Raw genomic sequence first — 15,174 nt, forward strand, 5'->3', positions numbered from 1 at the left:
CATGCAGATCACGACCGTCGACCATCCGCTTGCGCTCGCTCGTTTGACCACGTTGCGCGACAAGAACACCGACAACGCCGCATTCCGTGGCGCCCTCGACGATCTGACTCAAATACTCATTTATGAAGCGTTGCGGGGCTGGCCGACCGACGACCATCGAATCGAAACCCCGTTGGTCCCGTTTACCGGCGTTCGACTGAACTGTCCACCACTACTCGTCCCGGTGCTGCGCGCCGGACTGGGCATGGTCGATCAGGCACATGCGATGGTGCCCGAAGCTCAGGTCGGCTTCGTCGGTATCGCCCGCGATGAATCGACGGCCCAGCCGGTGCCCTACTTGGCATCACTTCCCGAAGATCTCTCCGATCAGCCCGTCTTCGTTCTCGATCCGATGCTCGCGACCGGCGGCTCGATGTTGTACACCCTGAATCTGCTCGTCGAACGCGGAGCGAGGGACATCACCGCCGTATGCGTCGTCGGCGCGCCCGTCGGTGTCAGGGCATTAGAGGAATCGGGGTTGCCGGTGCGGCTGGTCATCACCGCGATCGATGATCGCCTCGACGAGGCCAACTACATCGTGCCGGGCTTGGGTGATGCCGGCGACCGGCAGTTCGGACCGAGGTAGTTCCTCAGCCAAAAGTGAACGTGTACACCGAGATTCCCGGACTGTAGCGGATGTCGAGCACCCGCTGCGCCGATTGAGCATCGACCAATGTGTACAACCTCGGTGTGCCCGATACGCCGATCTCCTTGTCCGCCATACCCACCGAATGAACGCGTAAGGTTCCCGTCCCCGACAACACGGTAAAAACTTTGGCGGCACGAGTGTTCACCCGCACGCTGGCCTCGGACACCGCGGTGATCGACTCGTCCGCGACATCGAAACGGCCACCGACACTGAACGTGTCGATCGGCTGTATCGCGTTGAGCATGAACGTCTTTCCTCTTCCGACCGTCAGGTCTCCGGTCCCCCGATAGGACGCGGCCCCGCGTGCGGCGCCGAGATAGATCTCCGGCGTCGTCGGGGCCGATGATGAGGTGTCGACACCGCCGGTTACCGCGGCGTGCAGCGTCACCGACGGATTCGCTTGACGCAGCAGGGCCCGAATATTGGCCTCGGTATTCGCATAGTTGCCCTCGCCGAATGCCGTCGCCCGAACATTGCCCGTGCCGTCGACAAGGTATTTAGCCGGCCAGTAGAGATTTCGGTACGCGTTCCAGACCGCAAAGTCGTTGTCCTGCACCACCGGATACCCAATTCCCTCGTCCTGAACTGCATGTCCGACGTTGCCAGCGTCACGCTCGAACGCGAACTCGGGAGTGTGTACTCCGACAACCACCAGACCTGCCGAGCGATAGGCGTCGTACCACTTCTTCACATATGGAGCGTCACGCTGGCAGTTGATACACGAATAGGTCCAGAAGTCGACGAGTACCACTTTGCCGCGTAAACCGGCCACCGTCAGCGCCCGACCGTCGGTGTTGAACCATTGCGCGCCGCCCCGAAATTCCGGCGCCGCGCCGCAATCGGCGAGTCTTCCGGACGCCTCAGCGCACACGTCGGTTCGCAAACCGGCCGAGCCGGCCGGCCGCAACGCGTTGGTTACCGCGTCCTGTCGCGCGATCACCCGCTCGACGCCACTGGTGTAACTGGGTACCAGGCGCTGCAGGGTCGCCGGAAGATTCGCGGCGATCGCGACGGCCATCACCACCAGGATCACACCGCCTCCGATCCGAAAAGCTTTCTGCCGCTTGCGATACGCACCCAGCCGCGATGTCATCGACGCCCCCGCCAACGCGAAGAACGCCAGCGGAATTGCGGCCCCCAGAGCGAACGATATTGTCAATACCACTGTCTGCCAACCGATCTCCGCAGTCGCTCCAGCGATAGAGATCGCGGCGAGTACCGGCCCCGCGCACGGCACGTAGAGAGTGCCCAGGCCCAGCCCCAAGAGAAGCGGGCCGAAGACCCCGTCGCTGCGTCCAGGGGTCCACGACGGCAACTTCGCGAACGGCTTCTCGAGTAGATGCGCCACCTGCGGCACGATGAGGCTCACCCCTACGAGTGCCAGCAACACGATGCCGGCCCACCTCAACAGCCCCGTCGGCAGGCCGAGCAACGAGAGCACCAGGGTGCCCACCAAGGCGATCGTCCCAAAACTGATCACTATTCCGAAGATGATCAACAGCGGCCGATGCCACGTGGACCGCGCAGTGGCCTTCCGCTCCTCGCCCGCTCCGCCCGCAACGAAGACAATCGGAATCATCGGCAACACACATGGCGAAACCCCGGTAATCAGCCCACTGATCAGACCCAACAGCGCCAAAGTGACCACGCGCCAACTCCTTACAGTTTAGGCGTCGCGCACCTGCGCTTCGACGCTCTCACCGATGATTCGGCGCGGCCGGGTTCCCGGATTGGTTAAGCCAGCTCGTTTCTCCGGGTGATGAGGTACAGCGAGGGGACCTGGCCCCTGCACGGTCCCACGTCGCAGCTTCCAGATGTCGCGCCGTCTTATGACACCGGGAAATCGACAACCATCGGCGACGTCGGCTGCGACGACCCCGACGCGGGCTCGATCGATAGGCCAACCGTGATCGGCCGTTCCATGTCGGTCATCACCACCATCGACTTCTCGGGTCGCCCACCGGGAACCATCCCCGCACTCTTCTTCTTGCCGCCCACCGTGATCCACACCTGGTACATCATGGTCGACGGGATGGCCGGCAATCCCTCGGTTGCCACCACGGTCGCCCGCCGCGACGGCGCATACATGGCCGCGACCGTTCCCTGCTCAAGCGAATCCGACGCCTTCGTCATATCCGGAGCGGACAGCACCGATTGCACCATCGGCGGATTCGCGATCGGCGGCTGCGAAGCCGACGTGTCGTTCACTCGCCACATCACCACGGCGGCACCAAGTGCGACCACCACCGCACATGCGGCGGCGAGCAAGATCTGCGTGCGACGACGTCGTGCGGCCAGGTCGACCACACCTCCCGCGACATTGTCGCCGCCCTCGGCATCAACTGCTGCCATCACCCGCTGCCGCACCCCGCCAGGCAGTTCCGCACCCGGAAGCGAAAGGGCCGCAACAGTTTCGCTCAGAGCGGCGACGTCATCGGCGCAGATCGGACACGAACGCACATGCCGCTCGAATGCCGTCCGTTCGTCGTCAGGCAACCCATCGACGACATAGAGTTCAGCGGTCCCCGCGAAATCCGCATGATCGGCCCTCATGTCACACACCTCCCAAACACGCACGCAGTCGCCGCAATCCGTCTCGGATTCGCGTCTTGACCGTCGCCGGATTGCACTCCAGCGAACTAGCCACCTCCACGTAGGTCAGGCCGCCGTAATACGCCAGATCGATTGCCTCACGCTGCAAGTCCGTCAAACCGTCGAGACAGCGCCGAACCCGCTGTGATTCATCCGAGGCCACCACGGCCTCACTGACCCGGTCGTAATCCGGCGCCTGCTGCGCGTGGTAGGCCACATCACGGTGGATCGCCGCCTGATCATGTCGTACCGCGTCGATAGCCCGACGTCGCGTCATCGTCAGAATCCAGGCCGCAGCGCTGCCCCGATCCGGGTCGAACTGATCGGCGTTGCGCCAGACCTGCAGCCACGTCTCCTGGACGACCTCCTCCGCGCGCGCCGCGCTTGCCACCACCCGCTGCGCCAATCCGAAGGTCTGTGGCGCCAGAGCGTCGAAGAGGCGGTCGAATGAACCTCGATCCCCGCGACCGACAGCAAGCAGCAGAACGCCATGCTCGCTCACCGGATCGTCGGTCCGTTCAAGACTCACGCATTCTCCACTGTTGAAGGTCGTCCTCACCCTATGTACTTCGACACCGCGGACGCCGAGGATTGGTCGGCGAATCGAGACCAATCCACGATTCCGGCGGCACCGAATCACAGTTAGGGCCCAGCTGGCGCCCGCCCCCGATTGAAAGGACTCACATGTCTCGCTCACTCAGCCGCACCGCTCTGCTCCCACTGGCCGTAGCGACAGCCGCAGCAGCTGGCGCGTTGCTACTCGGTGCCTGCGACGATTCGGAGTCCGATTCGACGCCCTCGTCCACGACGCCGATGTCGGGTCAGATGACCGCGCCGATGTCCACCGCACCGATGAGTCCGCCGATGTCAGGCGGAATGTCACCGCAGATGAGCGAGCAGATGACGCCACCGTCGACGAGTGCGATGATGCCGCCGATGAGCACCCCGGCGTCGGGTGACCGCATGACCCCGTAGCCCAGCGGACCCACGCTCGGCGGTGAGTACACACCCGGAGGCAGGGGCACTGCGGCAACGTTCAGCAAAGATCGTTAGGCTTTGTGCCCATGGCAGGCGATATCGTCCCGATCGAACTTGGACTGACCGACGGCAACTCGTTCACCCTTTGGGCACCGCGCTGGAGGGAAGGCGACGACGAGTGGGAGGCATTCCTCGGACTCGACGAAGATCTGTACACCTTCCCCGGTGTAGCCGAACTGGTGGCGTTCATCCGATCCAACGATGACAACGATCTGGTCGAGCATCCAGCGTGGCCGACAGTCGTCGAATTGCAGGCCGATGAATTGGTCCCCGACGAGCGTCATAGCTACGACTTGGTAGGCGTACCCGAGCTGGCAGCCGAAGACCCGCAACCCACGGTCATCGCCGAACTCGAAGACGCGCTGGAGATCGTCCGCATCCTCGGCGAGGTATGCGAGTTGACTGTGATCACCAAATTCTTCAACGGCAACCCGATCCTGGGAGCTGTCACCACCGGGACCCGGAACTTCGACGGCCGCGAAGGTTTGGATCTGTGGGTACGCATCGGTCGACTCATCGCCAAACACTGGGATGACGTTGTCGATGCGCTCGACGACGTGACGTCCTCACCCGACGTTCCAGCAGACATCGTCGCAATAGCTGAGGCTGAACTCGAAGCCGCGGTGCCGGCTGAGGAAGAAGACGAGCCGGCGGACGACGATATCGACGCCGTCGGCGAGTCCGAGGACGAGGGCGAAGACGATGAGGACGACGAGCCCGACGACGATGAGATCGACGAAGACGACTTCTGGGCCAATGTGGGCATCGACCCGATCCGCATCGTCACCGGCGACGGCGAGTATCTGTCTCTGCGTTGCTATCTCGGTGATGAGCCGGTGTTCCTCGGCAGTGGCGGCGCCATCTACGTCTTCTCGGCTGAGCGGGCGCTGACACGATTCCTCGCGAACGCCGACTCGCACGACCTCGCCAAGGTTTCGACCTTCGACGACGTCAAGGTTGCCGCGACGGATGGGGCGATCGAATACGACGTCACCGACGACAACGTCTACGTGCTGCCCGGTTTGGCCGAGGACATCCTCGACGGTCCACGTCGCATCGACAGCAACCAGTTGGAGCTTGCGGTCGAATTGCTCACCGATGCAGCGGATTACGCCGGCGATGACACTGTTGGCGAAGCATTCGCCTCGACCAGTCCGCTTGGCTGGTTCGTCGATTACGCGATCAACCCGGATCCGAAGCGGCTGGCACCCTCGGGCCCGTTCGACAACGAAGCTGAGGAATTCCGCGCGGCCGTCCACGACTTCGAAGATCGGTTGTCGAAGAAGGGCTAGCCCGACCCGCAGCCGGGAAGACCACAGCGCAGCGAAGATTCGTGGCCGATCTATTGCCCCGGCCGAGTTTGCGGATTAGCCTTCGGATCGTGTGCGATGAACCGGTCCAATGAGTAGAACCCGGCGAGTGGCTGATTATGTGGTCGGGCGCATCGCGTCCAGCGGCACCAGCCACATCTTCGGCGTGGGCGGCGCGAATATCGAGGACATATACGACGCGATTGATCGGTTCGGGCCCAGGCTGATCGGGGTTGTCGCCAAGCATGAGTTCGGCGCGGCCACGATGGCGGACGGGTACGCTCGGACGACGAATCGGCTTGGGGTCGTGGTCGCGACGTCCGGCGGCGGGGCATTGAATCTTGTTGCAGCACTCGGGGAATCCTACGATTCCCGTGTTCCCGTACTCGCCCTCGTCGGCCAGCCGCCAAGCACGCTCGAAGGGAGCGGCGCGTTTCAAGACACCAGCGGTCGCGCCGGAACGCTCGATGCCACCCAGCTGTTCGGGCACGTTTCCCGCTGGTGCGCAAAGGCTCGGTCGGCTCAGGACGTGCCACGCCTGCTCGAGCAGGCGATCGACGCAGCACTTTCGGGCGGACCGGCAACACTGCTGTTGCCCAAAGATATTCAGCAAACCGCCCTGATAGCCGACCATCCAGCGGCACCACGAACCAAGCCTCCTGCCGACGTTGTCGAGTCGCCGAACCGAGGTGCGGCGCTCGACCTGATGTCATCGACAGACGGACCGGCGGTGATACTCGTCGGTGCCGGTGTCGCCAGAACGGACGCTCGCGACGCACTTCTGCGACTCGCCGAGGTCCTAGCAGCCGGTGTGATCGTAGCTCCAGATGCGAAAGATGCTTTCCCCCAGTCACATCCGCTTTATGTTGGCGTATGCGGAGTGATGGGACATCGAGGCATCGCGGGTGTCGTCGCCGACGCCGCGGTATGCCTCGTTATCGGCTCGCCACTAACGATGACCGAACGTGCTGGCCTCGACAACGCACTCGCAAGCACCCGCATCCTGTATATCGGCGAGGGTCGACCCTTCGTCTCCGCTGATGCCAGTATCGGCGGAGATCTCAGCGAATCGCTGAACTGGTTGGCGGACAAGGTGACACGTAGACCACCGGTGCCGGAATTGTCGCGGGTAGGCAACCTAGATGTGCCTCGCGGGAATGGTCCCGGAGTGCGCTACCAACCGGCGATGGCGGCGATCAGCGCTCGACTCCAGGCTGGCGACGGAATTTTCGCCGACGCCGGCAACACTGGAGCTGCGGCGGTGCACTATCTGGCTGTGCCACGCGACGGACGATTCGTGGTGGCACTGGGGATGGGAGGGATGGGCTACACCTTCGGCGCAGGCATCGGCAGCGCCTTGGCCCGGAACCGACGAACATATGTTTTGGCCGGCGATGGCGCGTTCTACATGCACGGTTTGGAAATGCATACCGCGGTCGAATACCACGTACCGGTGACCTTCATTGTCTTCAACAACAACGCACACGCGATGTGCGTCACGCGTGAGCAGGCCTACTTCGACGCCGATTACAGCTTCAACCGCTTCTCCCCCGCCAATATCGGCGATGCGATCGCGACGATGTTCCCCACCATGAACGCGTGGACGGTTCAGACGGTCGACGCACTTTCCCGAGCGCTCGCCGAACTTGCCGACGTCGACGGTCCAGCATTCATCTGTGTGGAATGCGACCCCGACGAAATCCCGCCGTTCGCACCGTTAATACCCGATGCTGACGCAGGCGATGTTAGCCCAGCAGTACCGCGTACCCCGGCTTGATTACATCGTCGATCAACGCTAGTCGCTCGTCGAATGGGATGAACGCCGACTTCATGGCATTCACCGTAAACCGTTGGAAATCGCTCCACCCGTAACCGAATTGCTCTGCCAGACAGCGAAATTCGTTGCTCATCGTGGTGTCGGACATTAGCCGGTTGTCGGTGTTGACGGTGACTCGAAACCGAAGTCGGGCCAGAATATTGAATGGGTGGGATGCCAGATCGGCGACAGCGCCAGTCTGCACATTGGAGCTCGGGCACAGCTCCAGCGGAATTCGCTTGTCTCGCACATAGTTCGCGACATCGCCCAGTATCGCACCATCGAACGACTGATCGTCGGGTGCGGCACCTTCGGGCAACCTGATGTCGTCGATGACACGAACGCCGTGCCCCAGCCGGTCTGTTCCGCAAAAACCGATCGCCTCGTGGATCGACGGCAAGCCGAATGCCTCTCCGGCGTGAATCGTGAAGTGCGCGTTGTTGGCCCGCATATAGTCGAACGCGTCGAGATGCCGGGTGGGTGGATACCCCGCCTCAGCTCCGGCGATGTCGAATCCGACGACACCCTGGTGGCGGTACCGGACTGCCAACTCGGCGATTTCACGCGACCGCGCGGCGTGACGCATTGCGGTTACCAGGCAGCGCACGATGATCGGCTTCCCCCGCCGCACGGCGTCCTCCTCACCATCAGCGAATCCCGCCATGACAGCTTCAACGACCTCGTCAAGGGTCAGATCGCGTTCGGTATGCAATTCGGGCGCATAGCGCACCTCTGCGTACACCACGCCGTCTTCGGCCAGATCTGCGACGCATTCGCGCGCCACTCGGCGCAGCGCCGACGGCGTCTGCATCACCGCGACGGTGTGGGCGAACGTTTCCAAATAGGTCTCCAGCGACCCGCTGTTGGCGGCTTCGGCAAACCATCGTCCCAGCTCATCGACCTCAGTGGAGGGCAGTTTGTCATAGCCAACTTCCTCGGCCAGATCGATCACGGTCTGTGGCCGCAACCCGCCGTCGAGATGATCGTGGAGCACCACTTTGGGGGCGAGTGCCAATTTCGCGGGATCGAGTGACGTGATCATCAACTCAGCCTGCCAAAGATCGGCTGCCGATGCAGCGTCTGACACTGAGCGAACGCAATAACGCTGGCCGACGCCGGGATGAATTACCTCGCACGATCAGTCCAACGGAATGTCGTTGCCGCCCTTGGACTCCTGATAGTCCTGGGACAGACTCGCGTAACTGTCGCGTATTCGTTGAACCCTGCTCACCAATTCGGTGTCCGCCGAATCGACCAGTGCGGGAATCGAATACGCCGTCCAGAACGCGTTGCTTCGTCGATAGCCACCGACGGGCAACCCGAAAACCTCGTTGAGAATCTTGAGATCATGCGGAATCGCGAAAGCATCCCGGGAATCCTCATGGCTGAAGAAGTAGTAGAAATTGTCGAAACCCGCCCACGTGATCGCCGACATGCACATCGAGCAGGGCTCGTGGGTCGACAGGAAGATCAGCTCCGACGTCGGCGGCCGTTGTGGCAATTCGTAAAACTGCTTGAGGGTGTGAACCTCACCGTGCCACAGGGGATTCGACGTCTCGTCATTGGTTCCGGCGAGGACTAGCGAGAGATCCGACTTTCGAATCAGCGCCGCACCAAACACTTTGTTGCCAGTCGCGACGCCGTCTTCGGTCAGCGGAAGGACGTCGGACTCGATGACCTCGAGGAGTCTGGATACCAGCGTGTCAACCATCGGCCCAGACTAAGGGCGAGGCGTTGAGTTCGCTCGTCAGGTAATCCTGCCCAGTATCCGCTGCGGCACCTGAACAGCAACGTCGCTTACCTCGACCGCTCCAACCAAAGCCGCACGCGCCGTATCGAATCGCTCAGGAGTCTGGGTATGCAGCGTGAACAACCGATCACCCGCACGCACTTGATCCCCCAGCCCCACATGCCATTGCACGCCGGCCTCGGCCTGGACCGGGTGCCCTGGCGCGGCCCGACCTGCGCCGAGCAACCACGCCGCACGACCAACGGCCATCGCGTCGAGGCGACTCACCCTACCGTCGGCGGATGCCACGACGGCGTCGCGATCCGAGGCGACCGGCAACGCCGCATAGGGGTCGCCACCCTGCCCCGCGATCATCGCCCGCCAGGTATCCATCGCCCGACCATTGCGCAAATTCTCTGCTGGGTCGACGTCGGAAACGCCAGCCGAGGAGAGCATCTCCTGCGCCAGCGCCATTGTCAGTTCGACGACGTCGTCGGGGCCACCACCGGCTAGTACCTCGAGCGACTCGGCGACTTCCAGGGCGTTGCCCGCAGTCCGTCCCAGCGGCGTATTCATATCGGTGAGCAGAGCGGTGGTGGCAACGCCGGCATCAGCTCCCAATTCGACCATCGTGCGTGCCAACTCGGCGGCATCGTCGAGATTCTTCATGAACGCGCCTGACCCAACCTTCACATCGAGGACGAGTGCCGCGGTTCCCTCGGCGATCTTCTTGCTCATGATGCTGCTGGCGATCAGCGGAATGGATTCGACGGTTCCCGTCACATCGCGCAGCGCGTAGATCTTCCGATCGGCCGGCGCGAGATCGGCGCCAGCCGCGCACACTACTGCCCCGACATCGGCGAGCTGCCGCGTCATCTCCTCGACGGTCAAATCCGCGCGCCAGCCGGCGATCGACTCCAGCTTGTCCAGCGTGCCGCCAGTGTGACCGAGCCCGCGCCCCGACAACTGCGGTACCGCAACTCCATACGACGCGACGAGCGGGCCAAGCGGCAAGGTGATCTTGTCCCCGACGCCACCGGTTGAATGTTTGTCGACAGTCGTCAGTCGACGACCGTTGCGGCGAATCTCGGAGAAGTCCAGACGCGTGCCGGTCGCGATCATGGCCGCGGTCCACCTCGCGATCTCGCGTCGCGTCATCCCACGCCAGACGATCGCCATCAGCAACGCCGACATCTGTTCCTCGGCGATGTCACCAGCGGTGTACGACGCGACCGCATAGTCGATCTGCTCATCGCTGAGTGCCGCGCCGTCGCGTTTGGCGGCGATGATCGACACGGCATCGAGGGTCATAACCGACCTCCGGACAGGTCCTGCGGCCCGAAGGCGTCGGGCAGTAGGTCACCGAGTCGGCGCGGCCCTGCGGGCGAAGCAACCAGCAGCTCGACGCCGCCGTGTTCGAGCAACACTTGCCGGCACCGGCCGCAGGGCATCAGCAATTCCCCTCGCGAGTCGCACACCGACACCGCGACTAGTCGCCCACCCCCGGTAACCGCAAGGTTTCCGGCGAGTGTCACCTCGGCACAGACTCCTAGTCCGTATGAGACATTTTCCACATTGCATCCGTGGACTAAACGTCCATCATCGACTAGTGCCGCGGCCCCGACGGGGAAGCTCGAGTATGGTGCGTAAGCGTTACGCATGGCAGTAATTGCCTTGTCACGCAACATATCCCAATCGACTTGCGATGTCACCGACGTCCTCTCGCGGAGCCTTATCTAGCGAATCTCGCCTGTGCTTATAGCAATAAAAGCTTGGTAAGGCAATCCTTAGTTGAATTCTTTAGTCGCTCAGATCACTTCAGCCAGTTAACAATGGCACTCAGCTTAGGTTTAAAGTCTGTTGCTATGGGTCTGAGTGATCTAAGCGGTACAAGCCACTGTGTCGCTCGACCACACAGTTGAGCGGTCCAGCCCGAGAACAGCGGAGGCCATTTTTCGCCATGAGCACCCCCACCGAAGTTGCACCCGCACCGGTGCGCAAGATCTCGTTATACCGAGGCGATCCAGGCATGTGGTCCTGGGTCCTGCACCGCATCACCGGTGTGACGATCTTCTTCTTCCTCTTCGTGCATGTGCTCGACACGGCGGTCATCCGTATTGACCCGAACAAGTACTCCGAGATCATCGAGACCTACAAGACTCCGCTCATCGGCCTGATGGAGATCGCGCTGGTCTTCTGCGTGCTCTATCACGCACTCAACGGGCTTCGGATCATCCTGGTCGACTTCTGGTCGAAGGGCCCGCGCTACCAGCGCCAGATGCTCTGGACCATTCTCGCCGTCTTCGCCCTCGTATTCGGTGCGGCTGCCATCCGGTTGCTGCAGATCCTCATCCACTCGCTCTAAAAGGAGGCACCTGATGACCGCATCGCAAGCCGCGCCGGGTACCGCCAAGTCCCTGGGCAAGGAATATGACCGTCCGGCCAGCCTGGACAACCCCCGCTCACCTCGTAAACCCAAGGGCGGCAACTTCGAGAAGAACGCATGGCTGTTCATGCGCTTCTCGGGTCTGGCCCTGATCATCCTCACCATCGGTCACATGTTCATCATGCTGGCCTGGGACGACGGCGTGCATCGCATCGACGCCTCGTTCGTCGCAGCGCGGTGGAAGGAACCGTTCTGGCAGGTGTGGGACCTGACCATGCTGTGGCTGGCCCAATTGCACGGCGGCAACGGCGTGCGCACCGTGATCGCCGACTACTCCCGCAAGGATTCGACGCGTTTCTGGCTCAACGTGCTGCTCGCTCTGTCGATGATCCTCGTGCTGGTGCTCGGCACCTACGCGCTACTCACTTTCGACACCAGCAGCGTCGGCAACTAGAGCCACCCCGGACTATCGGCAACTAGCAGCTAGCCCCGCCCAGAGGAGACCCAGGGAAACATGCAGGAACACCGTTACGACGTCGTCATCGTGGGTGCCGGCGGTGCCGGTATGCGCGCAGCAATCGAATCAGCGCCGCGGGCCCGCACCGCAGTGCTGACCAAGCTGTACCCCACCCGCAGCCACACCGGGGCGGCGCAGGGCGGCATGTGCGCCGCACTGGCGAACGTCGAGGAAGACAACTGGGAGTGGCACACCTTCGACACCGTCAAGGGCGGCGACTACCTCGCCGACCAGGATGCGGTGGAGATCATGGCGAAGGAAGCCATCGACGCCGTTCTCGACCTGGAGAAGATGGGCCTGCCCTTCAACCGCACGCCCGAAGGCAAGATCGACCAGCGCCGCTTTGGCGGACACACCCGCGATCACGGTAAAGCTCCAGTGCGACGCGCCTGTTACGCCGCGGACCGCACCGGACACATGATCCTGCAGACGCTGTACCAGAACTGCGTGAAACACGACGTCGAGTTCTACAACGAGTTCTACGCCCTCGACATCGCACTCACCGAGAACGAGAAGGGTGAGCAGGTCGCCACCGGCGTCATCGCTTACGAGTTGTCCACCGGCGAGATCCACGTCTTCCACGCCAAATCGATCGTCTTCGCCACCGGCGGCTCGGGCCGCATGTACAAGACGACGTCGAACGCTCACACCCTCACCGGTGACGGCATGGGCATCGTCTTCCGCAAGGGACTTCCCTTGGAGGATATGGAATTTCACCAGTTCCATCCGACCGGCCTGGCTGGCCTGGGCATCCTCATCTCCGAGGCGGTCCGCGGCGAGGGTGGCATCTTGCGCAACGTCGACGGCGAGCGTTTCATGGAGCGCTACGCACCGACCATCAAGGACCTCGCCCCCCGTGACATCGTCGCCCGGTCGATGGTGCTCGAGGTACTCGAAGGCCGAGGCGCCGGACCGAATAAGGATTACGTCTACATCGACGTCACCCACCTCGGCGAGGACGTGCTCAACGAAAAACTCCCCGACATCACAGAATTCGCCCGCACCTACCTAGGCGTCGACCCGGTCACCGAATACGTGCCGGTCTACCCGACCTGCCACTACGTGATGGGCGGCATCCCGACCAATATCGAGGGTCAGGTGCTCTCCGACAACGACACCGTCGTGCACGGGCTCTACGCGGCCGGTGAATGCGCCTGCGTCTCGGTACACGGCGCAAACCGCCTGGGCACCAACTCGCTGCTCGACATCAACGTCTTCGGCCGCCGGGCCGGTATCGCCGCGGCCGACTACGCCAACTCGGTCGGCTTCACCGAGCTCCCCGAAGCGCCGACCGCGATGGTCGACGACTGGCTCGAGTCGGTCCTGTCCGAACACGGCAACGAGCGCGTCGCCGACATTCGCACCACCCTGCAACGCGTCATGGATGACAACGCATCAGTGTTCCGCACCGAAGAGACGCTGACCACCGCGCTCACCGAAGTGCGTGCCCTCAAAGAGCGTTACGCCCACATTCGGGTGCACGACAAGGGCAAGCGATTCAACTCCGACCTCCTCGAAGCCATCGAGCTTGGCTTCCTGTTGGAGATGGCTGAGGTCACCGTTGTCGGTGCACTCAACCGCAAGGAGTCGCGCGGTGGCCACGCCCGCGAGGACTACCCCACCCGCGACGACGCGAATTTCATGAAGCACACCATGGCCTACAAGCGTGGCGATGGTCTGCTTGCCGACATCGAGTTGGACTACAAGCCCGTGATCCAGACCCGCTACGAGCCGATGGAGCGTAAGTACTGATGACCGCTATCGTCGAAGAAAACCCGGCAACCACCGAGCCGCCGTTGCCCTCGGTGCCGCCGGAGGCAACCATGGTGACGCTGAAGATCTACCGGTTCAACCCGGAAGATCCCGACGCCGCCGGGTTCGAAAGCTTCCGCGTTCCCGCGCTGCCGACCGACCGGTTGCTCAACCTTCTGCTGTATGTGAAGGGCTACCTGGACGGCACGCTGACCTTCCGCCGCAGCTGCGCCCACGGCGTCTGCGGTTCCGACGCCATGCGGATCAATGGCGTCAACCGCCTGGCCTGCAAGCTCCTGATGAAGGACATGCTGCCGAAGGACAAGAATAAAGACGTCACCATCACCATCGAGCCGATTAAAGGCCTTCCCGTGGAGAAGGACCTCATCGTCAACATGGAACCGTTCTTCGACGCGTACCGGGCGATCAAACCGTTCCTGATCACCAGCGGCAACGAGCCGACCTACGAGCGCATCCAGTCGCAGAAGGACCGCGCGCGTTTCGATGACACCACCAAATGCATCCTGTGTGCCTGCTGCACCACCAGCTGCCCGGTGTTCTGGAATGAGGGAAGCTACTTCGGCCCCGCCGCGATCGTCAACGCGCACCGGTTCATCTTCGACAGTCGCGACGAGGCTGCAGTCGAGCGGCTCGACATCCTCAACGACTCCGACGGTGTGTGGCGCTGCCGCACCACCTTCAACTGCACCGACGCCTGCCCGCGTGGTATTCAGGTCACCCAGGCCATCCAAGAGGTCAAACGCGCATTGATGTTCTCGCGCTAAGACTTTCGACAAAGCCACCGCCCCGTCCGACGATCGTCGGGCGGGGCGGTTTCCAATTTCCGTCCGACGAGATCGCGTTCGGATGGAACCAAACCGTCATTGTGCTGCGTCCAAGAGGCCATGAACTACATCGCCGCTCGGATACGCACCGTCCTCACCGCCGCACTTCTCACCGCCGCACTTCTCACCGCCGCACTTCTCACCGCCGCACTTCTCACCGCCGCTCTTCTCACCGCCCACGCCGATGCGGCACCGCGCGTTGGTCACATCGTCGAGATCACGTTCAGCTCTGATAGTCGCGAGAACGTCGCGGCCGGCTGGATCGACTCGGCCAATCGACCGCGGACACAGCAGAAGCCAATCCTGCCCAGCTTCGACGACAAGACCCGACTGTGGTCGTCGACCTTGACCTACTCAACGCGCACCCCGACCACCGCCTTCGTCGTCTATCTGCAAACCAGCGGCTCCCATGCCAGTTGTGAAGTCGCGGTCGACGGTGCCGTAAAGACCCGCAACACGGTGAACCGACGTCGAGGAATCGCCGTCTGCGGTTGAGGTCAC

At 62.6% G+C, this 15,174-nt stretch carries 16 protein-coding genes; 8 read left to right on the forward strand and 8 right to left on the reverse strand.

Annotated elements, in window-relative coordinates; genetic code table 11:
- The first annotated feature begins 1 nt into the window (after position 1).
- Positions 2 to 625, forward strand: coding sequence for a uracil phosphoribosyltransferase (upp, locus tag AAFP29_RS15280; protein WP_419218250.1), 624 nt, complete (start codon positions 2 to 4; stop codon positions 623 to 625).
- Positions 626 to 629: 4 nt separating this feature from the next.
- Here upp and AAFP29_RS15285 read toward each other — a convergent pair whose 3' ends face one another.
- The 4 genes from AAFP29_RS15285 to AAFP29_RS15300 form a co-directional block, all read right to left on the reverse strand.
- On the reverse strand, positions 630 to 2,336 hold the full coding sequence (locus tag AAFP29_RS15285; protein ID WP_419218251.1) for a cytochrome c biogenesis protein DipZ: 1,707 nt from the start codon (positions 2,334 to 2,336) through the stop codon (positions 630 to 632).
- A 179-nt stretch (positions 2,337 to 2,515) separates the two neighbouring features.
- A complete protein-coding gene (locus AAFP29_RS15290) occupies positions 2,516 to 3,241 on the reverse strand; it encodes an anti-sigma factor (RefSeq protein ID WP_419218252.1) in 726 nt (241 codons plus the stop codon).
- A gap of 1 nt (position 3,242) precedes the next feature.
- Positions 3,243 to 3,809 carry an ECF RNA polymerase sigma factor SigK gene (gene sigK, locus AAFP29_RS15295; RefSeq protein WP_419218253.1) on the reverse strand — a complete coding sequence of 189 codons (567 nt, stop codon included), beginning with the start codon at positions 3,807 to 3,809 and terminating at the stop codon, positions 3,243 to 3,245.
- Between the two features lie 292 nt (positions 3,810 to 4,101).
- Positions 4,102 to 4,305, reverse strand: coding sequence for a hypothetical protein (locus AAFP29_RS15300; RefSeq protein ID WP_419218254.1), 204 nt, complete (start codon positions 4,303 to 4,305; stop codon positions 4,102 to 4,104).
- Between the two features lie 39 nt (positions 4,306 to 4,344).
- Between AAFP29_RS15300 and AAFP29_RS15305 the strand changes: the two genes are divergently transcribed.
- Positions 4,345 to 5,610, forward strand: a complete 1,266-nt coding sequence (locus AAFP29_RS15305) for a primosomal protein (protein ID WP_419218255.1) — start codon at positions 4,345 to 4,347, stop codon at positions 5,608 to 5,610.
- A 109-nt stretch (positions 5,611 to 5,719) separates the two neighbouring features.
- On the forward strand, positions 5,720 to 7,405 hold the full coding sequence (locus AAFP29_RS15310) for a thiamine pyrophosphate-binding protein (protein WP_419218256.1): 1,686 nt from the start codon (positions 5,720 to 5,722) through the stop codon (positions 7,403 to 7,405).
- On the opposite strand, the gene AAFP29_RS15315 is transcribed toward AAFP29_RS15310, so the two are convergent.
- The 4 genes from AAFP29_RS15315 to AAFP29_RS15330 form a co-directional block, all read right to left on the reverse strand.
- Positions 7,374 to 8,486 carry an adenosine deaminase gene (locus tag AAFP29_RS15315; RefSeq protein ID WP_419218744.1) on the reverse strand — a complete coding sequence of 371 codons (1,113 nt, stop codon included), beginning with the start codon at positions 8,484 to 8,486 and terminating at the stop codon, positions 7,374 to 7,376. The genes AAFP29_RS15310 and AAFP29_RS15315 overlap by 32 nt on opposite strands.
- 96 nt (positions 8,487 to 8,582) lie before the next feature.
- Positions 8,583 to 9,155, reverse strand: coding sequence for a deaminase (locus AAFP29_RS15320; RefSeq protein ID WP_419218257.1), 573 nt, complete (start codon positions 9,153 to 9,155; stop codon positions 8,583 to 8,585).
- 36 nt (positions 9,156 to 9,191) lie between these two features.
- Entirely contained in the window at positions 9,192 to 10,484 is a 1,293-nt protein-coding gene (locus tag AAFP29_RS15325) for a thymidine phosphorylase (protein WP_419218258.1), read from the reverse strand.
- The gene (locus AAFP29_RS15330) at positions 10,481 to 10,885 is read right to left on the reverse strand and encodes a cytidine deaminase (RefSeq protein WP_419218259.1); all 405 of its coding nucleotides are present in this window, start codon (positions 10,883 to 10,885) and stop codon (positions 10,481 to 10,483) included. Before AAFP29_RS15330 ends, AAFP29_RS15325 begins: the two co-directional genes overlap by 4 nt.
- A gap of 248 nt (positions 10,886 to 11,133) precedes the next feature.
- Here AAFP29_RS15330 and sdhC point away from each other — a divergent pair, with 248 nt between their 5' ends.
- From sdhC to AAFP29_RS15355, 5 genes are all read left to right on the forward strand, one after another.
- Positions 11,134 to 11,538 carry a succinate dehydrogenase, cytochrome b556 subunit gene (sdhC, locus tag AAFP29_RS15335; protein WP_419218260.1) on the forward strand — a complete coding sequence of 135 codons (405 nt, stop codon included), beginning with the start codon at positions 11,134 to 11,136 and terminating at the stop codon, positions 11,536 to 11,538.
- A 13-nt stretch (positions 11,539 to 11,551) separates the two neighbouring features.
- A complete protein-coding gene (locus tag AAFP29_RS15340; protein ID WP_419218261.1) occupies positions 11,552 to 12,013 on the forward strand; it encodes a succinate dehydrogenase hydrophobic membrane anchor subunit in 462 nt (153 codons plus the stop codon).
- Positions 12,014 to 12,073: 60 nt separating this feature from the next.
- Positions 12,074 to 13,828, forward strand: a complete 1,755-nt coding sequence (gene sdhA / locus AAFP29_RS15345) for a succinate dehydrogenase flavoprotein subunit (protein WP_419218262.1) — start codon at positions 12,074 to 12,076, stop codon at positions 13,826 to 13,828.
- On the forward strand, positions 13,828 to 14,613 hold the full coding sequence (locus AAFP29_RS15350; protein WP_419218263.1) for a succinate dehydrogenase iron-sulfur subunit: 786 nt from the start codon (positions 13,828 to 13,830) through the stop codon (positions 14,611 to 14,613). The genes sdhA and AAFP29_RS15350 overlap by 1 nt, the downstream gene beginning before the upstream one ends.
- A 120-nt stretch (positions 14,614 to 14,733) precedes the next feature.
- Positions 14,734 to 15,168 carry a hypothetical protein gene (locus tag AAFP29_RS15355; protein WP_419218264.1) on the forward strand — a complete coding sequence of 145 codons (435 nt, stop codon included), beginning with the start codon at positions 14,734 to 14,736 and terminating at the stop codon, positions 15,166 to 15,168.
- Positions 15,169 to 15,174: the final 6 nt, after the last annotated feature.

This window comes from Gordonia sp. CPCC 205333, assembly GCF_048537885.1.
Classification (GTDB): domain Bacteria; phylum Actinomycetota; class Actinomycetes; order Mycobacteriales; family Mycobacteriaceae; genus Gordonia.